The following is a 20,425-nucleotide window of genomic DNA, read 5'->3' as shown; positions in this document are numbered from 1 at the left end:
CCCCATGACTGCGAACATGTTTCTTCACCCCCTGAAGAAACTCCGCACAGCACTCCCCAGCCCCACCACGTCGAGATCATGAGCCGCGTCATGGTCTTCGGCCGTGCCGTAGTTGCGGAGCTCTGCGTGCCGTTTGACACCTATAGAACGAACGCGGTGCGGGATTTGTTGCAGCGTCTCGGACACAAGATGAGAAGAAGTTCCCTCCAGGTACGGTTCCACCACCATCACGTCAGCGTGGTCGGTGTCCTGCACGGCCTTGCGCAGCCCGTCCGAGTCGAACGGCCGGACCGTGGCCGCGTACAGCACCGCGACGTCGGCGTTCTCCGACTCGACGGCCTTGACCACGCGGTCGAGCATCGGCCCCACGGCGAGCACCACACCACGTTTCCCGTGCCGGATGGTCGTGAACCCCGCGCCCACCGGATGCGCCTGCGTGTTCTCGTGCAGCGAAAGCCTCACGTACACCCGGTTGTCGTCCTTGAGCGCCTGCCGGAGCAACGGCGTGACCTCGTCCGGGTGTCCGGGCACGTGAACGGTCCAGCCGGGCAGCGTGTCGAACAACGCGACGTCGCCCGGTGACTGGTGCGTGCGACCCCACGCCGGGTCGTCATAGGACGCTCCGATGCTCACGAAGACCGCGCCCACGTCCTGATGCCCGATGTCGAGCTTGATCTGCTCGTACGGCCGTTCGACGAGGAACGGCGCGTAGCTGTGCACGACCGGCCGCAGCCCCGCCAACGCCAGGCCGCCGGCCACGCCCACCATGGTCTGCTCGCGGATCCCGACGTCCACGACGCGTTCGTTCTCCTGAGGGAACTCGTTGCTGGAGATCACCGCGGTCACCACGGCGATCCGCGGATCGGCGGCGATCTCGTCGTTGACCGTCTCGACGAAGGCCTGGCGCATGGTGGTCATCAGTAGCTCTTCTCGATCTTGGCGACGACCGCGTACGGGCGGTCGTGCGGCGCTGTCAGTGCGGCGAAGAGGGCCTCGTGGTCGCGGCCGTCGACCTCGGCGGTCTGCCACCCCTCGACGGCGAACCGCCCCGCGATGCCACCGGGCCAGCCGTACATCGCGGACTGGTTGTCGATCACGATCGTGGTGAGGTTCGCGACCCGCAGCCGTGCCGCCACCGCGATCGCCTCGTGGTTGCTGCCTTCGTCCAGCTCACCGTCGCCGACCAGCACGAACGTGCGACCGCGGCTCCCGGCGATGCGCTGCCCGATCGCCGTGCCGACCGCGATCGGCAGCCCGTGACCGAGCGAGCCGCTGCTGATCTCCGCGCCCGCGACGAGCACTCGGTCGGGATGCTGGCCGAGCGGACTGTCCCATGAAGTCCAGTCGTCCAAAATGGACTCGTCGATGAACCCCTTCTCCGCCAGCACGGCGTAGTAGGCCATCGGCCCGTGCCCCTTGGAGAGCAGGAACCGGTCGCGGTCGGGATCGTCGGCCGTCGCGGGCGTGACGTTGAGGACCTTGTCGTAGAGGACCCAGAGCACGTCGACGGTGGAAGCCGCAGCCCACTCGTGCTTCTCGTCCCCGGTCATCCTCGCGAAGAGCCCTGGTATCCGTTGCATGGCACCAACTGTTCAACCTCGACCATGCTGGAGGTCAAGCGGTTACGATGATCCGGTGAGCAAGTTGCCGGAAATGCTGACCATCGGCCAGGTCGCCGACCGCAGCGGCGTCCCCCACACCGCGCTGCGCTTCTACGAGGACAGGGGTCTGATCACGTCGGTCCGCACCGCGGGCAACCAACGGCGCTACCTGCGCTCGGTGCTGCGCCGGCTGGCGTTCATCCGCACCGCGCAACGCGTGGGCCTCACCCTGGAGGACGTCCGCGACGCCCTGGCCCAGCTCCCGGACAACCGCACCCCGACGAAGTCCGACTGGGAACGCCTCTCCCGCTCGTGGAAGACGGAGCTGGACGCCCGCATCGACGCCCTGTACCGCCTGCGCGACCGGCTCACCGGCTGCATCGGGTGCGGCTGCCTGTCGCTGCGCAGCTGCGCGCTGCAGAACATCGACGACGAGCAGGCCTCACACGGGCCGGGCGCGCCTCAGCTCAAGCCCGCCCTCGAGGGCGGCACCGACTAGGACCTCCCGCACAGCGCGCACGTAGCCCTCGAGGGCGTTGACGTGCAGCATGTGCCCGGCGTCTTCCAGTACCACGGCCAGTGCTCACGGGATCAGGTCGAGCGTCGGTTCGACTAGGCCGACCGGGAGCCGACATGTCGTGGCGGCCGTGCGGCGGGAGGACCGGGGTGTCGAGCTCGGCGATCCGGTGGGCGGATTCGGGGAGGCGCGGCGTGACGAGGGGTCCGGTCTGGAGCTGCGGCAGCTGTTCCAGACCGAGCCGAACGTCCTCCAGACGGCGCTGGTAGCCGGGCGTCGCCTCGGGCTGCCAGATGTTGGCTGGTGCCGCGGCGAACGCCTCGGTCACACGTCCTCGGTCCGCACGTCCTCGGCCCGAAGGCGACACGTCCTCAGGCGACACGTCCTCGGGCTGCCGCGGTTCCTCCCGGCTGGGCGGGAGCGCGTACCGCTCCGCTCTCCCTTCGGAGGCGTCCCGCGGTACCGGTGGCAGGCAGCTGCCGACGCGACCAGGTTGCACACCCGCTTGAGGACGGTGACCTCGAATCGCCGCACCACCACACCCACCACACGACCGCACTGCCGCACCACCGCACCCACCACACGACCGCACCGCCGCGCCACCGCGCGAGTGCCCAAGCGCGCCAGCGCTCTCGGCAGCACTCCCGGCGCCGAACGCGTCTGGCATGCCCAGTCGCCCACCAGCCTTTCCAGATCCTGGCCGGACCAGTCGCACCCATGCAGGCCAGGCAGCAGTCGGCTGTCCGTCCGCCCCCGACTCCGTCGGTCCGCATCCCGCGCTCCGCATACTTGCGGGGGACGCCAACCACGGTTTCAGGACATCCACCAGAGGGCGTCAGGCGTGGATCCGGACGAAGACCACCCGTCCGAGTGACAGCCGTCATCCAGCACGGCCCGCCGCGAAAGCGCAAAACCGGTGGACGCGCTGTGGTTTCCTGGGAACGAAATGGAAGACGAAAGAATGATCCGCCTCTCGAAGCGGATGTCCAAGGCGCTCCGGCACAAGCCCGAGCGCGTCGGCCTCACCCTCGACCCCGCGGGCTGGGTGCCGGTGGCCGACCTTCTCGGCGCGCTCGGCATCTCCGAGGCCGACATGCTCGAGGTCGTGGAGCGCAACGACAAGAAGCGCTTCACCGTCGACGGCGATCGGATCCGGGCCAACCAGGGGCACAGTGTCGAGGTCGAGCTCGGGCTGCCCGCGGCGGTTCCGCCCGACCAGCTGTTCCACGGCACCGTCGCGCGGTACCTCGACGACATCATGCGCGACGGGCTCCGGCCCATGTCTCGCCACGACGTGCACCTCTCGCCCGATCGCGAGACCGCTCGGCGGGTCGGGGCGCGGCGCGGGCGGCCGTTGATCCTCACCGTCGACGCTCGGCGGATGCACTCGGACGGGCACGAGTTCCGGCTCAGCGCCAACGGGGTGTGGCTCGCGCAGCACGTGCCCGCTGGTTATCTGGCGGAAGCGTGAAGCGCACCGTCGAGGCCGGGTACGACGTCATCGCGCAGCGATACCTCGACTGGTCCTCGGAGATCGCGGACGATCCCCGGCTGCGCTACCTCGCGGAGTTCGACGGGAGGCTGGCCGAGGGCTCCAAGGTGCTCGAGCTCGGCTGCGGTGCCGGCGTCCCTTGCGGGCGGAGGCTCGCCGAGCGGCACGACGTCCTCGGCGTCGACCTGTCGGCCACGCAGATCGAGCTGGCCCGCGCGAACGTGCCCGGGGCTCGGTTCGAGAAGGCCGACATGACCGCGCTCGACTTCGCGGAAGGCGAGTTCGACGGTGTCGCCGCGTTCTACTCGATCCTGCACGTGCCGCGTGCCGAGCAACCCGCGCTCTTCGCGAAGGTCGCGCGGTGGCTCAAGCCCGGCGGGTTGTTCCTCGCCTCGCTCGGGGTCGGCACGCCGGACGTCACCGAGACCTGGCTCGGCGTCGAGATGTTCTTCGGCAGCAACACGCCCGACGTGAACCGGGACCTGCTCGCGCGGGACCTGGAGATCGTCGTCGACGACCTCGTGACCATGCACGAGCCAGGCCCCGCGACGTTCCACTGGGTGCTCGCCCGGAAGGGCTAGAGCAGCCAGAGAACGGCGCCGCCGACCGCCACCAGGAGCAGCACCAGCAGGATGACCGCCAGGACCTTCGCGGTCTTCCACGTGGTGTAGACGCCACCGGCCAGGAAGCCCGCGAGGGCCAGCAGGCCGATGACGACCACTTCCTTCGGCATCAGAGAACGCCCTTGGTCGACGGGATGCCGCCGACGCGCGGGTCGGGCTCCGTCGCCACGCGCAGGGCACGGGCGATGGCCTTGTACTCGGCCTCCGCGATGTGGTGCGGGTCGCGGCCGTACTCGACGCGCACGTGCAGTGCGATCTGGGCGTGGAAGGCCAGCGACTCGAAGACGTGCCTGTTGAGCACGAACGGGTAGTTGCCGCCGATCACGAAGCTGTTGAACTGCTCCGGCTCGCCCTTGTGCACGGTGTACGGGCGGCCAGAGACGTCCACCGCGGCGTGCGCGAGGGTCTCGTCCATCGGGATCCAGCAGTCGCCGAAGCGGCGGATGCCCTTCTTGTCCCCCAACGCTTCCCGCAGCGCCTGGCCCAGCACGATCGCGATGTCCTCGACCGAGTGGTGCGCGTCGATCTCCACGTCGCCGGTCGCCCGGACGATCAGGTCGAAGCTGCCGTGCACGCCGAACGCGGTGAGCATGTGGTCGTAGAACGGCACACCCGTGTTGATCTCGACCTGGCCGGTGCCGTCCAGGTCGATCTCCACGTAGACCGACGACTCCCTGGTGGTGCGTTCCACCTTGCCGACACGACTCACCGGCTGACCTCCTTGCTGGCCGCGAGGAAAGCGTCGTTCTCCTCGGGTGTTCCGATGGTCACCCGCAGGTGACCCGCGATTCCGACGTCCCTGATGAGCACGCCGTGGTCCAGATAGGACTTCCAGATCTCCCGTGCGTTCTCGAACCAGCCGAACAGCACGAAGTTCGCGTCCGAGGGCACCACCCGGAAGCCCATCGAGGCCAGCTCGGCGACGACCCTGTCGCGTTCCGCGGCCAGCAGAGCCACCGAACCCAGCGTCTCCGAGGCGTGCCGCAACGAGGCGCGCGCGGCGGCCTGCGTCAGTGCGGACAGGTGGTACGGCAGGCGCACGAGCTGCAGCGCGTCGACGACGGCCGGGGCGGCGGCCAGGTAGCCGAGGCGGCCGCCGGCGAACGCGAAGGCCTTCGACATCGTGCGCGAGACGATGAGGCGCGAGCCGAACTCGTCGAGCAGCTTGATCGCGCTCTCCTGCGGGGAGAACTCCGCGTACGCCTCGTCGACCACGATCATGCCCGTGGTGGACGCGATCAGCAGCCGCAGGTCGTCGAGCGGGATCGACTGGCCCGTCGGGTTGTTCGGCGACGTCACGAAGACGATGTCCGGCCTCGTCTCGGAGATCACCGAGACGGCCTTCTCCACGTCGAGCGAGAAGTCCGGGCGACGCGGGGTCGGCGACCACTCGGTGCGGGTGCCCGCCGCGATGATCGGGTGCATCGAGTACGACGGCTCGAAGCCCAGCGCCACGCGGCCCGGCCCGCCGAACGCCTGCATGATCTGCTGGAGGATCTCGTTGGACCCGTTGGCGGCCCAGAGGTTCTCCGACGTCAGCGGGACCGAGGTCGCGTCGCTCAGGTACGCCGCCAGGTCCTCGCGCAACGCCACGGCGTCGCGGTCCGGGTAGCGGTGCAGCTCACCGGCGATCTCGGCGACCGCGGCGACGACGTCGGCGGCCAGCGCGTCCGTCGGCGCGTACGGGTTCTCGTTGGTGTTCAGGCGGTACGGGACGTCGAGCTGCGGCGCGCCGTAGGGCGTGCGGCCGCGCAGGTCCTCGCGCAGGGGCAGGTCGGAGAGCTCCACCCGTGCGCCGATCACCGGCTTCATCGGGGGAACCTCGCCGTGACGGCCTGCCCGTGCGCGGGCAGGTCCTCCGCGTTCGCCAGCGCGACGACCTTGTCGGCCACCTCGCGCAGTGCGTCCTCGGAGTAGTCGATCACGTGGATGCCGCGCAGGAACGTCTGCACGGACAGGCCGGACGAGTGCCGTGCGCAGCCACCGGTCGGCAGCACGTGGTTCGAGCCCGCGCAGTAGTCGCCCAGCGACACCGGCGCGTAGGCACCGACGAAGATCGCGCCGGCGGACCGGATCCGGTTCGCCACCGAACGCGCGTCGCGCGTCTGGATCTCCAGGTGCTCGGCGGCGTACGCGTCGACGACCCGGACGCCTTCGTCCACAGAGGACACGAGGACGGTGCCGGACTGCTTGCCGCCCAGCGCCGTGCGGATCCGGTCGGTGTGCTTGGTCGCGCCGATCTGGCGCTCCAGCTCGACGTCCACCGCGTCCGCCAGCTCGTCGGAGTCCGTCACGAGCACCGAGGCAGCGAGCGGGTCGTGCTCGGCCTGGCTGATCAGGTCGGCGGCCACGTGCACGGGGTCGGCCGACGAGTCGGCCAGGATCGCGATCTCCGTCGGGCCCGCCTCGGAGTCGATGCCGATCAGGCCGCGCAGCAACCGCTTCGCCGCCGTCACGTAGATGTTGCCGGGACCGGTGACGATGTCGACCGGCGCCAGTTCGGCCCCGTCGGTGTCCACACCGCCGTGCGCCAGCAGCGCCACGGCCTGGGCGCCACCGACGGCCCACACCTCGTCGACGCCGAGCAACGCGGCGGCGGCCAGGATCGTCGGGTGCGGCAGGCCACCGAACTCGGCCTGCGGCGGCGAGCACACCACCAGCGACGTCACGCCGGCGATCTGCGCGGGCACGACGTTCATCACGACCGTGGACGGGTAGACCGCGAGGCCGCCGGGCGCGTACAGGCCGACGCGCTCGACGGGGACCCACTTCTCCGTCACGGTGCCGCCGGGCACGACCTGCGTGGTCGTCTCGGTGCGGCGCTGGTCGGCGTGGACGCGCCGGGTGCGGGCGATGACCTCTTCCAGGGCCTCGCGCACCGCCGGGTCCAACGAGGACAAAGCAGACGAAATCTCCGAAGCGGGCACACGGACAGAAGCAGGACGAACGCCGTCGAACTTCTCCGTGTACTCGAGGGCCGCGTCGACGCCGCGCTCCGCGATCGCGTCCACCATCGGCCGTACATGATGCAGAACCGCGTCCACGTCCACCTCGGCGCGCGGCACGACGGCGCGCAACTGAGCAGGGGTCGTGGTGCGACCTCGCAGGTCGATGCGGTTGAGCATGTCTTACAGCCTAGTTCCTGCAGAAATCTGTCAACGGTCAGCCCGCTATCGGCGCTACTCAGCCTGTGACACCCCGGCCACGCTCGGTCGAGCACCACTCCGTCGCAAACCCCTGCTGATGATGGAGGAACCATGTTCACCAAGCGCCGCGGCAAGATCGCCGCAGTGCTCGCGATATGCCTGCCCGTGCTGGTCGCGGGCATGGCGACACCCAGCACGGCCGACTCCGGCCGCTACCTGCTGGAGGTCACCGCGAACACGTCCGCCGAACGCACCCGGATCGCCCAGATCGGCGTCGACGTGCTCGGAGCGACCAAGCTCACCACGATCTCGGTCGTGGCGGACAAGTCCCAGTACCGCGCCCTGCAGGCGACGGGACTCCCGATCACCTACGTCGGCGACTTCGAGCAGCAGCTCAAGAGCCTCGGCAAGGTCGACTTCACCGACCAGAAGCCCGGCCAGGTCGGCACCCAGGACTTCCCGTCCGGATACGCGGGCTACCACAACTACGCGGAGATGACCGCGGAGCTGCGGCAGACCGTGGCCGACCACCCGACCCTGGCGAGCCTGCGCAGCATCGGCAAGAGCTACGAGAACCGGGACATCTGGGCGCTCAAGGTCAGCGACAACGTCGCGACCGACGAGAGCGAGCCGGAGGTGATCTTCACCTGCAACCAGCACGCCCGTGAGCACCTGACGGTCGAGCAGTGCCTGCAGATCATCAAGCGCTACACCGACAACTACGCCAACTCGGCGATCAAGAACCTGGTGGACACGCGCGAGGTCTGGTTCATCCCGATGGTCAACCCGGACGGCGTCGAGTACGACATCGCCACCGGGTCGTTCCGCGGCTGGCGCAAGAACCGCCAGGGCAACGGCACCGACCTCAACCGCAACTGGGGCTTCAAGTGGGGCTGCTGCGGCGGTTCCAGCGGTTCCAGCACCTCGGACACCTACCGCGGCACGGCGGCGTTCTCCGCACCGGAGACCAACGTCGTCAAGAACTTCGTGAACTCCCGTGTCGTCGGTGGCGTCCAGCAGATCAAGACGAACATCGACTTCCACTCGTTCTCGGAGCTCGTGCTGTGGCCCTTCGGCTACACGACCGCGAACACCGCGCCGGGCCTGGACGCGACCGAGGAACGCGCGTTCCGCACGCTCGGCCAGCAGATGGCCGCCACCAACGGCTACACGCCGGAGCAGGCGAGCGACCTGTACATCACCGACGGCAGCATCGACGACTGGATGTGGGGCCAGCACAAGATCTGGTCGTACACCTTCGAGATGTACCCGAGCAGCGGCGGCCTCAACGGCTTCTACCCGCGTGACACGGTCATCGCGGCGCAGACGAGCCGCAACGACCGCGCCGTCGACCTGTTCGTGAGCTACTCGGACTGCGTGAAGCGCGTCATCAACGTGAGCTGCTGACGCGGTCCAACGCCTGATCGATCTCTTCCGGCGTGACGAAGTAGTGCGGGGAGGCCCGCACTACTTCGTCCAGGCCCCGCCGGGTCATGTCGAACATCGTGGACGCGCGCTGCGACACCGTCACGGCGACGTCGCGCTGCCACAACCTGTCCTTGAGCTCCGTCGCCGGCACCCGGTCGCTCGTGAACGTGACGATGCCCGCCTGCCGTTCGCCCAGGTCCCGCACGGTGATCCCGTCTAGGGCCGCGAGCCCTTCGCGCAAGCGCCTGGCGCGGTCGGCGACCTCGGCCTCGATCACGTCCAGCCCCTTGGCCAGCGCGTACCTGACCGCGGCGATCAGGCCGAGCCGGTCCGCGACGCTGTACTCCCACAGCTCGAAGACCCGCGCGTCGTCCCGCGGCTCGTAGCGGTCGGGCGCGACCCACTCCGCCGCGCTGTGGTCCATCAGGCGCGGCCGAAGCTTCCTGCGCACGTCGTCGCGCACCACCAGCGCACCGGTGCCCCGCGGTCCGCGCAGCCACTTGCGGCCGGTGCACACGAGCATGTCGTAGTCGAGGCCGCTCAGGTCGAGCTGTCCCGTCGACTGGCAGGCGTCGAGCAACACGAGCGCGCCCACCTCCCGCGCCTTCGCCGTGACCTCGCCGACCGGGTTGACCAGGCCTCCGTTGGTGGGCACGTGCACGAGCGAGATCAGCTTGACCCGTTCGTCCAGCTCCAGCGCTTCGACGTCTACCTGCCCGTGCCGGTCGGACGCCATCACCTCGACCGTCGCGCCGGTCTCCTCGGCGCGGCGCAGCATCGGCACCGCGTTGCCGCCGTACTCGACCTCGGTGACGAGGATCCGGTCGCCCTTCGCGAGCGGCACGGCGTCGAAGGCGGTGAGCCACGAGCGGGTCGCACTGTCGGTGAACGCGACCTCGGACGGCTCGCAGCCGAACAGCTCGGCCAGCACGCCGTAGCCCGCCTCGAGGTCGTCACGGCGTTCCGCGGCGGCCCGGTAGCCCCCGATCTCGGTCTCCCGGCGGAGGTGCCCGACCACCTCGTCCACCACCTCGGCGGGAGGAATCGAGGAACCGGCGCTGTCCAGGAAGATCAGGTCGCTCACCCGCCCCACTGTGCCACCATCGAGGTCATGGGGGATCGCACTTTCGGCTACAGCGCACAGGTCAGACCGTTCCTCTGGGTGTTCATCGTGCTGACACCCCTGGAGATCCTGCTCGTCGAGCTGATCGTGCCGTGGTTCTGGCTGCGGGCCGTGCTCCTCGCGTTCGGCGTGCTGAGCGGGCTGCTGCTGGGGTGGCAGCTCTGGATGCTCCAGAAGTTCAAGCACTCCGTCGACGACGAGCACCTGTGGCTGCGGTACGCGCGGGAGTTCGAGTACCGGATTCCCTTGGCGGCCATCGAAAGCGTGACGCAGGGCACGACCAGCCGGTCGCTGCACAGGACGCGGTCCGTTGTGGACGGCACTCTCGTGCTGGAGATCTCCGGTTCCACCAACGTTTCGCTGCACCTGAACGAGCCGCAGGAGATCGACCTCGGCCGGCGGGGCGCGCACGACGTGACGAAGATCGAGTTCTGGGCCGACGACCCCGGCGACGTGGTTCGCGCGCTGCGAAAATAGGCTCAGCGCCATGGTGGAGATCCCCTACGGCAAGCGCATGAAGCCGCGGTACGTGCGGTTCCTGATCATCACGGCGGTCGGGATCGCGCTGGTCGCGTTCGGCCTGGACATCCCGTGGCTGCTCATCACGCTGATCGTCCTGGGCGTGCTGAACACCGTCGTGTGCGTGGGCGCTCTCTACGTGCTGGCGAAGCAGCCGCACACCGTCTCCGACGACGAGCTGCGGCTGCGGCAGCTGGGGTTCTTCGACTGGCGCATCCCGACGGCCGACCTCGGGTCCGCGCAGATCGCCGAGCGCACCCACAAGGGGCAGCGCACCGTCGAGGTGATCGGCGACGCGCTCGTCATCCAGTCGCTGACCAGGACGAACGTGTCCGTGCCGTTCCACGAGCCGCAGCTCGTGAACCTCGGCAAGACGAGCGTGCAGCAGGTCGAGCGCGTCGAGTTCTGGGCGGACGACCCGGAGCGCGCCGTCCGCGAGATCAACGCCCGCACCACGTGACGGCCTACTTGGGCTCCCACTTCTCCAGGTTCCACCACGGGCCCCAGGCCAGCGCGCCGTAGGAGTTCGGGTCGACCACGGGCTGGTAGCCGTTCCACGAGTCGCGCATCACGTACGCGTGCTCGGGGAAGACCAGCACCGCCATCGACGGCGCGGAGACGAACGCCTGCTGGAAGAGCTTGTACGCGACGGCCCGCTGCGCCGGGTCGATCAGCCTGCGGCCGTTCTCGAGCGCGGCGTCGGCGGCGGGGCTGCCCTGGCCGCGCAGGTCGTAGAGCATCAGGTCCGGGTCGAACGGCGAGCCCTCGCCGAACAGCAGCGCGTCCTGGGCCATGCGCGGGCGGATCGCCTCCCACGACAGGCCCGCGAGCTGCACGTCGACGCCCACGGCCTTGGCATCGGCGGCGAACGCCGTGGCCAGGTCCGCGCGCAGGTCGTCGCCCAGCGGGTACATCAGCGTGAAGCGGGCCGCGACGCCCTCGCGGACCCGGATGCCGTCCGCGCCGGGCACCCAGCCGCCCACGTCGAGCAGCCGCGTCGCCTCGTTCTTGTCGAAGCGGAACTTCGCGGTCGGGTCGAACTCCTCGGCCAGCGCGTCCGGCACCGGCGTGTACGCGATGGTGCCCTTGCCCTCCAGCAGGCTGTCGATCATGGCCTGGCGGTTCGCGGCGAAGTTCAGCGCGAGGCGGACGGACGCGTTGCCGGTGACGGCGTTGGCCGCGGGCAGCCGCACGGCGCGGTAGTCGGCGCTGCGGTGGTAGTTGACCTGCAGGCCGGACCTGCCGGCGAACTGCGTGGCGATCTTGGGCGGCAGCACCGTGCCGTCGAACTCGCCGTCCTGCATGCGGCGGGCGCGCTGGTTGTCGTCGGTGACGAAGACGACCGTCACCTTCTTGACCTTCGGCGCGCCGTCGAAGTACGCGTCGTTGGACTCCAGCAGCAGCCGGTCGCCCTTCTTCCACTCGGTGACCTTGTACGGGCCGGTGCCGACGGGCTGCCCGGCCGGATTCGCCTGCTCGCTCGGCAGGATGCCCAGCACGAGCAGGTGCGGGAACGCGGCCTGCGTCTGGGTGAGGGTGAAGCGGACCGTCGACGGGTCGAGCTGCTCGACGCCCTTGAGGGTGCTGAAGCGGTCCTTGACCGGGTTCTGCAGCGCCGCGGTGTAGGTCGCGACGACGTCCTCCGCGCCGAACGTGCTGCCGTCGGTGAACTTCACGTCGCCGCGCAGCTTGACGGTCCAGCTCAGGCCGTCCGCCGACGGGTCGGGCAGGTCGGCGGCGAGCTGCGGGGTCAGCGACCCGTCCTGGCGGTGCTCGACCAGCCCGTCGTAGATCTTCGAGACGCCCTGCGCGCCGTAGCCGAGCAGCGGGTTCAACGTCGTCGGCTCGTCGCGGTCGGCCAGCACGATCGAGGTGCCGTTCGACCCACCGTCCGGGCGGGGTGTGGCGGTCTCGGTGCAGCCCGCGACGGCCAGCAACACGACTAGGAGCAGTGGGGAACGCACGTCTCGGACCCTACAGTGATCCCGGTCCGCCCCGCCGTGAGTCGGCCGGTGTCGCCGGCGCTTGACCTCCAGCTAGGTCGAGACAACAGGATGAGGGGCATGACTCTTCCCGAACTGCCCGCCTTCGTCCGCGACCGCAAGGACCTCGACGGCTTCACGCTCTACCGCTCCGGTGACCCGCGCGACCGCCGGGAGGCCGGCTGCGTCGTGCTCGTCACCGTGGACACCGAGAACGAGGAGACCGCGCGGGCGTGGGTCGACTCGGTCTTCGTGGCACTCGCCAGCGAGCCGAACCCGCACCCCGGCGGCATCTCGGCCGCCTTCCACATCAGGGACGACGGCAGGCGCGTCGTCAACTACGCGGAGTGGGTCAGTGCCGCCGACCACGTCGACGCGGTGTCCACCGGTGGCGGCGTCGGTTCGAGCACCGCCGACTGGCGCCGGGTGCAGAACTTCCCCGGCGTCCAGCACGTGAGCGTCGAGCGGTACCGGCCGCTAGCGAAGGTCGAGGCCGAGGTCGAGTGACGGGCTGGAGTGCGTGAGGCCGCCCACCGCGAGGTAGTCCACGCCGGTCTCGGCGTACGCGCGGGCCACGTCCAGCGTGAGCCCGCCGGACGCCTCCAGCTTCACCCCGTCCGGACGTCGCTCGACGGCCCTGGCGCACTGCTCGGGCGTGAAGTTGTCCAGCAGCACCAGTTCAGCGCCCTCGGCGAGCGCCTCGTCGAGCTGGTCGAGGCTGTCGACCTCGACCTCCATCAGCAACTCGGGCGCGTGCGCGCGGGCCGCCCGGATCGCGGCGCCGACCGACCCGGCCGCAGCGACGTGGTTGTCCTTGATGAGGATCGCGTCGCCGAGGCCCATGCGGTGGTTCACGCCGCCGCCGGCGCGCACCGCGTACTTCTGCAGCAGGCGCAGGCCCGGCAACGTCTTGCGCGAGTCGCGGACGGCCGCGCCGGTGCCCTCGATCGCGGTCACCCAGCGCGCGGTCCGCGTCGCGATGCCGGACAGGTGGCAGATCAGGTTCAGCGCCGTGCGCTCGACCGTGAGCAGACCGCGGGTCGGCCCGGTCAGCACGAGCGCCGGCTCGCCGGGGACCGCCTTGTCGCCGTCCTGCGCCTCGGAGAGCACCTCGACCTCGGGCAGGTAGCGCTGGAAAGCCGTGCGGGCGACGGAGACGCCGCACAGCACGCCCGCCGCGCGCGGGGTGATCTCGGCGGTGGCGACGGCCTTCTCGGGCACGGTCGCCAGCGTCGTGGCGTCGAGGCCGTAGCGGAGGTCCTCCTCCAGCGCGAGCTGGATGACCCGGTTCGCGTCGTCCCAGTCGATGGTCGGGTCGATGGTCATGCGACACCCTCTGCGAGAACAGGATCGGCCAGCACGGGCTGACCGGTCGGGGTGAGCCGGACGAGCTGACTGCGTTGCCACGCCGGAGAACGCTCGGTGAAGTCCGTGCGGACGTGGCAGCCGCGCGACTCGGTGCGTTGCTGGGCCGCGGCGATCAGGGCGCGGGCCGCCGTGGTGAGAGCGGCGTCCTCGACCAGTTCGCGCGACTCCAACTGCTTGTCCACAGTGGACACGTCGAGCACCGAGCCGACGACGGCCAGGCCCTCGGCGTCGCGGCCGATGGCGGCGTAGCGGGACATCACGCGCTGCAGCAGGTCGCGGTCCGCCACGGGAGCGGTGGGCAGCGAGACCTCGGTGGCACGCGCGGGCGCGATCAGGCCGATCGCGAGGTCCGCGGCGACGGTCTCGGCGGCACGGGTGCCGCAGACCAGGCCTTCGAGCAGGCTGTTGGAGGCCAGGCGGTTCGCGCCGTGCAGGCCCGTGCGGGCGACCTCGCCGACCGCGTACAGGCCGGTCACGCCGGTGCGCCCGTCGACGGTGGACACCACGCCACCGCAGGCGAAGTGCGCCGCCGGGGCGACGGGGATCGGGTCCACGGACGGGTCGACGCCGACCGAGACGCACGCCGAGTACACCGTCGGGAAGCGCGTCGCCATGTCGTGCAACGCCGTCGCGTCCAGGAAGACGTGGTCGTCGACGCCGCCCGGTTCCAGGGCCATGTGCCGGGTGATCGCGGCGGCCACGACGTCGCGCGGGGCCAGATCCTCCAGCGGGTGCACGCCCTTCATCACGCGGGCGCCGGTCGCGTCGACCAGCACGGCGCCCTCGCCGCGCACGGCCTCCGTGACGAGCGGGCAGCGGCCACGGGCGCCACGGCCCGTGTAGAGGACGGTCGGGTGGAACTGGATGAACTCGACGTCCGCGGCCAGCGCGCCCGCCCGCAGTGCCAGCGCCAGGCCGTCACCCGTTGCCACGGAAGGGTTCGAGGTCGCCTGGTACATCTGGCCGAGGCCGCCGGTCGCCAGCAGCACGGCGGGCGCGGTCAGCACGCCGGGCACGCCGTTGCCGTCGAGCACCAGGAGTCCGGCCACCGCACCGAGCGGCGTCTTCACCGCGTCGACCGCGACGTGGTTCTCCAGCAGGGGAACCCGTCCGTCCACAGTGGCCTTGAGCAGCGCGCGCTCGACCTCGGCACCGGTGGCGTCACCGCCGGCGTGCACGACGCGGAACGCGCTGTGGCCGCCTTCCCGGGTGCGTTCGAGCAGGCCGTCCGGCTTCGCGTCGAACACGGCACCGCGTTCACGCAGCTTCGCGACGGCCGCGGGGCCGTCGGTGATGATCGCCGCGACGGCCGTGTCGTCGCAGAGGCCCGCGCCCGCCGTCAGCGTGTCCTCGACGTGCCTGGCGACCGAGTCGCCGGGGTCGTGCTGGTCCTCCATGACGACGGCGACACCGCCCTGCGCCCAGCGCGTGTTGCCGTCGTCCCCCGCGGCCTTCGTGACGACCAGGACCCGCAGGCCCAGCTCACGAGCCCGCAGCGCGGCGGTCAGACCCGCCACGCCCGTGCCGACCACGATCAGGTCGGCTCGCGCCTCCCAGCGCGCGGCCATCACTCACCGCCGCCGGGCTGGCCGATCTCGATCATGCGCTGCACGGCGCCCTGGGCGCGCTTGGCGGTCTCCAGGTCGACGTGCACCTCGTCCAGGCCGTCGCGCACGCACCGCAGCAGAGCGGCCGGCGTGATCATCTTCATGTAGGTGCAGGACGCGCGGTCGTTGACGGCGCGGAAGTCGATCTCCGGGGCGGCCTTGCGCAGCTGGTGCAGCATGCCGACCTCGGTCGCGACGAGCACCTTGGTGGCCTTGGTGCTGCGGGCCGCGGTGATCATGTCGCCGGTCGAGAGGATCTTGACCTTCTCCGCCGGGACGATGCCCTCGCCGCTCAGGTAGAGCGCGCTCGTGGCGCAGCCGCACTCGGGGTGGATGAACAGGTCCGCGTCCGGGTTCGCGGCGGCGCGCTCGGCCAGCTCGGGGCCGTTGATGCCGGCGTGGACGTGGCACTCGCCGGCCCAGATGTGCAGGTTCTCGCGGCCGGTCTCGCGCTTGACGTGCGCACCCAGGAACTGGTCCGGGCAGAACAGCACCTCGCGGTCGGCCGGGATCGAGCGCACCACGTCGACGGCGTTCGAGGACGTGCAGCAGATGTCCGTCTCGGCCTTCACCTCGGCCGTGGTGTTCACGTACGACACGACGACGGCGCCGGGGTGCTCGGCCTTCCACTCGCGCAGCTGCGCGCCGGTGATCGAGTCGGCGAGGGAGCAACCCGCGCGCTCGTCCGGGATCAGCACGGTCTTCTGCGGCGCGAGGATCTTCGCGGTCTCGGCCATGAAGTGCACGCCGCAGAAGATGATGGTCTGCGCGTCGGACTGCGCGGCGATCCGGCTCAGCGCGAGGGAGTCGCCGGTGTGGTGGGCGATGTCCTGGATCTCGGGCAGCTGGTAGTTGTGCGCCAGGATGACGGCATCCCGCTCCTTCGCGAGGCGCAGCACCTCGTCCCGCCACGCGGCGTTCGGCTCGACTCCGCCGTACACACCCGACGCGGTTCGCTCCACGGTTGCGGTAGCGACCATCACTGCCTCCTCGATCCAGGGTTTTCGCCTGTTGGTCGAAAACGTGGCCGATAGTATCAGCCAGGTGGCAGGTGTGGGGCACGAAGTTCTGGCCGCTGTGTTGCGGGTGAGAGGTGCGTCACTCCAGGTCATGCTGTGGGAGCGCGCACGGGAACCGCACGCTCACCGCTGGTCGCTGCCGGGTGGCGAGCTCAGGGTGGACGAGGACGTCGAGTCCTCCATTCGCCGTCAGCTGGCGGAGAAAGTCGACGTGCGACAGTTGTCACACGTCGAACAGCTGGCCGTCTTCAGCGCCCCCGACCGAGTCCCCGCGCCCCGCGTCGTGGCGACCGCGTTCCTCGGACTGGTCCCGTCGGACGTGGATCCCGAGGTCCCTTCGGACACGGCCTGGCACTGCGTCGACAAGCTGCCCGCGATGGCGTTCGACCACGCCTCGATCGTCGCCCGGGCGAGGCACAGGCTCGGCTCGAAGCTGTCGTACACGAACGTCGGCTTCGCCCTCGCGCCACCGGAGTTCACGATCTCCCTGCTGCGCGACCACTACTCCGCGGCCCTGGGGTACCGGGTGTCCGCGACGAACCTGCAGCGGGTCCTCTCGCGGCGACTCCTGCTGGAGCCAACTGGCGGTACCGCTCCCCCCGGCCCGTCCGGCGGCCGCCCCGCCGCCCTGTTCCGGTTCAGCGCCAAGGGAATCAAGGTGACCGATCCGTTCGCCGTGCTGAGACCGCCGGGATCCGGCCGTCCGGCGGGCGGCGGTGGCACCACGTAACGTTGTGCGAGTGGCAGAGACGCTTCCGTTGTTCCCCCTGGGCACCGTGCTGCTGCCAGGGGCGTCTTTGCCGTTGCACATCTTCGAACCTCGCTACCGCCAGCTCGTCGTGGACCTGATGACGGGCTCGCTGTTCGGGCGGACGTTCGGCATCGTGAGCATCAAGCAGGGCTGGGAGGTCGGCGCCGACAACGTCCACTCGTTGCAGGACATCGGCTGCTCGGCGGACCTGCTCGACGCCCGACCGCTGCCCGAGGGCCGCTTCGACATCGTGACGCGCGGAGTGCGCCGGTTCCGGCTGCTGGACGTGGACACGACGACCGCGCCGTACCTGCTGGCCCACGTCGACTACCTGGACGACGCTCCGGTGCCCGAGGCCGCCCTGGAGGTCGTGCCGATCCTGGAGCGCGGGGCTCGGGCGGCGCACGAACGGTACTGCGGGGCCGCCTGGCATCGGGAGGACTGGTCCGCGCCTTCGGACGATGTTCCGTTGGGGGATCTGTCTTATCTGCTGGCCGCCGACTGCCTGTTGCCTGTGGAGGATCGGCAGCGGCTGCTGGAGGAGAGGTCGCCGGCTCGGCGGTTGCGGTTGGTTCGGCGGATGTTGCACCGGGAGACCGGGATCTTGTCCACCCTGAAGGCGGTTCCGGTGCCGTTGACGGAGTTCGGGCACGTGCCCAGCCCCAACTGAGGCCGGGGTGCCGGAGTTCGGGCACCTGCTGGGGCTCGCTCGATGCGAGGTCGCGGGGCCCTTGGCGGGTCGCATTCTGAAGGCTGCGCGCGATTTCTCGCGTTTCGGTGAGGTTGCGTGCGGTTCTCGCGCGCCCTGAGGGTGAGGTTGTGTGCGGCTCTCGCGCGCCTTGAGGGTTGCGCGTCGCTTCTCGCCCTGATGGAAGCGACTTCGGGCTGCTGAGCCCTTCGCCGCAGGCTGCCGAAGCCGTTCCCGAGGAGTGCTTCCCGGGCGGCAAGCCACGAGTGCGCTGCCCGCCGACCCCGGCCCGCCGCCTTCGCCTTCCCGCCGCCACTCCCGGTCGGAGGGCGCGCCCCGGCTGATCGGCTCTCCAGCGGAGCCCCGCGCATCCCCGCCCGTCAAACCCGGCCGCCGCCCGGTGACCGCTCCCACCAAGCCCCGCTGGCTCGCCCCGCCACCCCGTTGAGCCGCACCCACCGACGCCACCCAGCGCATCCCCCACCCACCGATCGTCGGATCGTTGAATTGTGGCCTTGTGGGATTGTTGAACAATCCTTACTCTGAGTCCCACATCACACTCGACCACTCCTCCACCACGCTGCGAGGTGTCCCATGAGCACGTCCACGACCGAGGACACAGGCCGTTTCGCCTGGTTCCGCAGTCTCGGCCAGAAGGGCAGGCGCGCGTTCGTCGGCGCCTTCGGCGGTTACGGACTGGACTCGTACGACTACTGGGTCCTGCCCCTGAGCCTGGTCGCGATCACCGGCTACTTCGGCCTCACCAAGGCCGAGGCCGGCCTGCTGGGCACCAGCACGCTGCTGATGAGCGCCATCGGCGGCGCGGTCGCGGGCGTCATGGCCGACCGGTTCGGCCGCTCGAAAACGCTCATCATCACGGTGGCGGCGTACGCGTTCTTCACGGTCCTGTGCGGCTTCGCGACCAACTACGAGACCCTGCTGATCTTCCGTGCGCTGCAGGGACTCGGCTTCGGTGGCGAGTGGGCGGCCGGGGCGATCCTCGTGGCCGAGTACTGCAAGCCGCAGTACCGCGGGCGCACGGTCGCGTTCATCCAGAGCGCGTGGGCCGTGGGCTGGGGGCTCGCGGTCGTCGTCAACACGCTCGTGGCGAGCTTCGCGGATCCGGCGATCAGCTGGCGGATCATGTTCTGGACGGGTGCGCTGCCCGCGGTCCTCATCTTCTACGTGCGCCGCAACGTCGACGACGCCCCCGAGGTCAAGGCGCAGCCCCGGCCGAAGGGCACGTTCCCCAAGATCTTCCAGGGCGGGATGCTCAAGACCACGTTGTTCGCCGGGCTCCTCGCGACCGGTGTGCAGGGCGGCTACTACACGCTCGCGAGCTGGCTGCCGGCGTTCCTGCAGACCGGGCGCGGCCTCACGATCATCGGCACGGGCGGGTACCTCGCGTTCCTCATCACCGGCGCGTGGATCGGGTACGTGTGCGGCGGTTATCTCACGGACTACCTGGGACGCAAGAAGACCTTCGTCCTCTTCGCGGTCGCGAGTGCGTTGCTGATCGTGGCGTACACGCAGATTCCCAACGGTGCCAACACGTTGGTCATGTTCCTCGGCTTCCCGCTCGGGTTCTGCATGTCCGCGATCTTCAGCGGGTTCGGCAGCTACCTGTCCGAGCTCTACCCGACGCACCTGCGCGGCACGGGCCAGGGCTTCACCTACAACTTCGGGCGCGCGTTCGGCGCGGTGTTCCCCGGGCTGGTCGGGTTCATGGCCGACCGGATGGGCATCGGTGGTGCGATGCTGTTCGGGGCGGCCGCGTACGGGATCGCCGTCGTCGCACTCATCTGGCTGCCGGAGACGGTCAACAAGGAGCTCGAATGACGACCGCGGGACAAGCGCCGGGCCAGGCCCAGGCCAACCTGATCGCCATCCCGAAGGACTGGGCGTACGACTTCCTGCTCTTCACCCACCGCAACCCCAAGCCGTGCCCGGTGCTCGACGTGCTGGACGCGGGCGAGACGGTCAGCGCGCTCAAGCAGGACGCCGACGTGCGCACGCACGCGCCGCAGTACCGGATCTGGGAGAACGGCGCACTGGTGGCCGAACCCGAGAACGCCACCGGCTACTGGCGTGACGACCTGGTGACGTTCCTGATCGGCTGCAGCTTCACGTTCGAGACGGCGCTGACCAACGCGGGTGTGCCGCTCAGGCACGTGGATCAGAAGAAGAACGTCTCCATGTTCGTCACCGACATCCAGTGCCGGCCCGCGGGGAGGCTGCACGGCCCGATGGTCGTGTCGATGCGCTGGATCCCGGAGTCCCTTGTGGACATGGCGCACAAGGTCACCGCCCTCATGCCGTCGGTGCACGGGGCACCGGTCGGCGCGGGAGACCCCAGGATGCTGGGGATCAGGGACGTCGACGCACCGGACTTCGGCGACGCGATCGAGCACGAACCCGGTGACGTGCCGGTGTTCTGGGCGTGCGGGGTGACTCCCCAGGCCGTGCTGATGAAGTCGAAGCCGCCGTTCGCGATCACGCACGCGCCCGGCCAGATGTTCGTGACCGACATGCCCGACTTCGCCTACCGCGTCGGATAGGCG

General features: G+C 70.0%; 22 protein-coding genes. 11 read left to right on the top strand and 11 right to left on the bottom strand.

Features of this window, described 5'->3' with window-relative positions; genetic code table 11:
• Nucleotides 1-24 precede the first annotated feature (24 nt).
• Both ACWF7A_RS33940 and ACWF7A_RS33935 read right to left on the bottom strand, forming a co-directional pair.
• A complete protein-coding gene (locus tag ACWF7A_RS33940) occupies nucleotides 25-918 on the bottom strand; it encodes a transketolase family protein (RefSeq protein WP_452254594.1) in 894 nt (297 codons plus the stop codon).
• On the bottom strand, nucleotides 918-1,580 hold the full coding sequence (locus ACWF7A_RS33935) for a thiamine pyrophosphate-dependent enzyme (RefSeq protein WP_452254593.1): 663 nt from the start codon (nucleotides 1,578-1,580) through the stop codon (nucleotides 918-920). The genes ACWF7A_RS33940 and ACWF7A_RS33935 overlap by 1 nt, the downstream gene beginning before the upstream one ends.
• A 55-nt stretch (nucleotides 1,581-1,635) precedes the next feature.
• Between ACWF7A_RS33935 and soxR the strand changes: the two genes are divergently transcribed.
• The 3 genes from soxR (at nucleotide 1,636) to ACWF7A_RS33920 (ending at nucleotide 4,191) form a co-directional block, all read left to right on the top strand.
• On the top strand, nucleotides 1,636-2,100 hold the full coding sequence (soxR, locus tag ACWF7A_RS33930; RefSeq protein WP_452254592.1) for a redox-sensitive transcriptional activator SoxR: 465 nt from the start codon (nucleotides 1,636-1,638) through the stop codon (nucleotides 2,098-2,100).
• 964 nt (nucleotides 2,101-3,064) lie between these two features.
• The gene (locus ACWF7A_RS33925) at nucleotides 3,065-3,589 is read left to right on the top strand and encodes an RNA 2'-phosphotransferase (protein ID WP_452254591.1); all 525 of its coding nucleotides are present in this window, start codon (nucleotides 3,065-3,067) and stop codon (nucleotides 3,587-3,589) included.
• The gene (locus ACWF7A_RS33920) at nucleotides 3,586-4,191 is read left to right on the top strand and encodes a class I SAM-dependent methyltransferase (RefSeq protein ID WP_452254590.1); all 606 of its coding nucleotides are present in this window, start codon (nucleotides 3,586-3,588) and stop codon (nucleotides 4,189-4,191) included. The genes ACWF7A_RS33925 and ACWF7A_RS33920 overlap by 4 nt, the downstream gene beginning before the upstream one ends.
• Here ACWF7A_RS33920 and ACWF7A_RS33915 read toward each other — a convergent pair.
• Genes ACWF7A_RS33915 through hisD form a run of 4 tightly spaced genes read right to left on the bottom strand, consistent with a single transcriptional unit; the run spans nucleotide 4,188 to nucleotide 7,358 of the window.
• A complete protein-coding gene (locus tag ACWF7A_RS33915; protein WP_258947977.1) occupies nucleotides 4,188-4,343 on the bottom strand; it encodes a hypothetical protein in 156 nt (51 codons plus the stop codon). The genes ACWF7A_RS33920 and ACWF7A_RS33915 overlap by 4 nt on opposite strands.
• Nucleotides 4,343-4,942 (bottom strand): imidazoleglycerol-phosphate dehydratase HisB, encoded by a 600-nt coding sequence (hisB, locus tag ACWF7A_RS33910; RefSeq protein ID WP_452254589.1) that lies wholly within the window; start codon nucleotides 4,940-4,942, stop codon nucleotides 4,343-4,345. The genes ACWF7A_RS33915 and hisB overlap by 1 nt, the downstream gene beginning before the upstream one ends.
• Nucleotides 4,939-6,045, bottom strand: a complete 1,107-nt coding sequence (locus ACWF7A_RS33905; RefSeq protein WP_452254588.1) for a histidinol-phosphate transaminase — start codon at nucleotides 6,043-6,045, stop codon at nucleotides 4,939-4,941. The genes hisB and ACWF7A_RS33905 overlap by 4 nt, the downstream gene beginning before the upstream one ends.
• Nucleotides 6,042-7,358, bottom strand: coding sequence for a histidinol dehydrogenase (hisD, locus tag ACWF7A_RS33900; protein ID WP_452254587.1), 1,317 nt, complete (start codon nucleotides 7,356-7,358; stop codon nucleotides 6,042-6,044). The genes ACWF7A_RS33905 and hisD overlap by 4 nt, the downstream gene beginning before the upstream one ends.
• 132 nt (nucleotides 7,359-7,490) lie before the next feature.
• On the opposite strand from hisD, the gene ACWF7A_RS33895 reads away from it, so the two are divergent.
• Nucleotides 7,491-8,786: a M14 family metallopeptidase gene (locus ACWF7A_RS33895; protein ID WP_452254586.1), complete on the top strand. Its 1,296-nt coding sequence runs from the start codon at nucleotides 7,491-7,493 to the stop codon at nucleotides 8,784-8,786.
• Here the strand turns inward: ACWF7A_RS33895 and ACWF7A_RS33890 are convergent.
• Nucleotides 8,770-9,891 (bottom strand): aminotransferase class V-fold PLP-dependent enzyme, encoded by a 1,122-nt coding sequence (locus ACWF7A_RS33890; RefSeq protein ID WP_452254585.1) that lies wholly within the window; start codon nucleotides 9,889-9,891, stop codon nucleotides 8,770-8,772. The genes ACWF7A_RS33895 and ACWF7A_RS33890 overlap by 17 nt on opposite strands.
• A gap of 27 nt (nucleotides 9,892-9,918) precedes the next feature.
• Between ACWF7A_RS33890 and ACWF7A_RS33885 the strand changes: the two genes are divergently transcribed.
• Nucleotides 9,919-10,407: a hypothetical protein gene (locus tag ACWF7A_RS33885; protein ID WP_452254584.1), complete on the top strand. Its 489-nt coding sequence runs from the start codon at nucleotides 9,919-9,921 to the stop codon at nucleotides 10,405-10,407.
• A gap of 10 nt (nucleotides 10,408-10,417) precedes the next feature.
• Nucleotides 10,418-10,909, top strand: coding sequence for a hypothetical protein (locus tag ACWF7A_RS33880; protein ID WP_452254583.1), 492 nt, complete (start codon nucleotides 10,418-10,420; stop codon nucleotides 10,907-10,909).
• A gap of 4 nt (nucleotides 10,910-10,913) precedes the next feature.
• Here the strand turns inward: ACWF7A_RS33880 and ACWF7A_RS33875 are convergent, their stop codons facing one another.
• A complete protein-coding gene (locus tag ACWF7A_RS33875; protein ID WP_452254582.1) occupies nucleotides 10,914-12,413 on the bottom strand; it encodes an ABC transporter substrate-binding protein in 1,500 nt (499 codons plus the stop codon).
• 99 nt (nucleotides 12,414-12,512) lie between these two features.
• Between ACWF7A_RS33875 and ACWF7A_RS33870 the strand changes: the two genes are divergently transcribed.
• The gene (locus ACWF7A_RS33870; protein ID WP_452254581.1) at nucleotides 12,513-12,938 is read left to right on the top strand and encodes a hypothetical protein; all 426 of its coding nucleotides are present in this window, start codon (nucleotides 12,513-12,515) and stop codon (nucleotides 12,936-12,938) included.
• Here the strand turns inward: ACWF7A_RS33870 and nadC are convergent.
• Genes nadC through nadA form a run of 3 tightly spaced genes read right to left on the bottom strand, consistent with a single transcriptional unit; the run spans nucleotide 12,909 to nucleotide 16,386 of the window.
• On the bottom strand, nucleotides 12,909-13,757 hold the full coding sequence (gene nadC, locus ACWF7A_RS33865) for a carboxylating nicotinate-nucleotide diphosphorylase (RefSeq protein ID WP_452254580.1): 849 nt from the start codon (nucleotides 13,755-13,757) through the stop codon (nucleotides 12,909-12,911). The genes ACWF7A_RS33870 and nadC overlap by 30 nt on opposite strands.
• Nucleotides 13,754-15,367: an L-aspartate oxidase gene (locus ACWF7A_RS33860; protein WP_452254579.1), complete on the bottom strand. Its 1,614-nt coding sequence runs from the start codon at nucleotides 15,365-15,367 to the stop codon at nucleotides 13,754-13,756. Before ACWF7A_RS33860 ends, nadC begins: the two co-directional genes overlap by 4 nt.
• The gene (gene nadA, locus ACWF7A_RS33855) at nucleotides 15,367-16,386 is read right to left on the bottom strand and encodes a quinolinate synthase NadA (protein WP_452254578.1); all 1,020 of its coding nucleotides are present in this window, start codon (nucleotides 16,384-16,386) and stop codon (nucleotides 15,367-15,369) included. Before nadA ends, ACWF7A_RS33860 begins: the two co-directional genes overlap by 1 nt.
• A 73-nt stretch (nucleotides 16,387-16,459) precedes the next feature.
• Between nadA and ACWF7A_RS33850 the strand changes: the two genes are divergently transcribed.
• From ACWF7A_RS33850 to ACWF7A_RS33835, 4 genes are all read left to right on the top strand, one after another.
• Complete coding sequence (locus ACWF7A_RS33850) at nucleotides 16,460-17,155, top strand: NUDIX hydrolase (RefSeq protein WP_452254577.1); 696 nt, start codon at nucleotides 16,460-16,462, stop codon at nucleotides 17,153-17,155.
• Between the two features lie 10 nt (nucleotides 17,156-17,165).
• Complete coding sequence (locus ACWF7A_RS33845; protein WP_452254576.1) at nucleotides 17,166-17,846, top strand: LON peptidase substrate-binding domain-containing protein; 681 nt, start codon at nucleotides 17,166-17,168, stop codon at nucleotides 17,844-17,846.
• Nucleotides 17,847-18,458: 612 nt separating this feature from the next.
• Nucleotides 18,459-19,703, top strand: a complete 1,245-nt coding sequence (locus tag ACWF7A_RS33840; protein WP_452254575.1) for an MFS transporter — start codon at nucleotides 18,459-18,461, stop codon at nucleotides 19,701-19,703.
• The gene (locus tag ACWF7A_RS33835) at nucleotides 19,700-20,422 is read left to right on the top strand and encodes a putative hydro-lyase (RefSeq protein ID WP_452254574.1); all 723 of its coding nucleotides are present in this window, start codon (nucleotides 19,700-19,702) and stop codon (nucleotides 20,420-20,422) included. The genes ACWF7A_RS33840 and ACWF7A_RS33835 overlap by 4 nt, the downstream gene beginning before the upstream one ends.
• Nucleotides 20,423-20,425: the final 3 nt, after the last annotated feature.

This window comes from Lentzea sp. NPDC055074, assembly GCF_053608005.1.
Note: the sequence above shows the minus strand (reverse complement) of the source record. Positions and strands in the feature narration are given on the sequence as shown.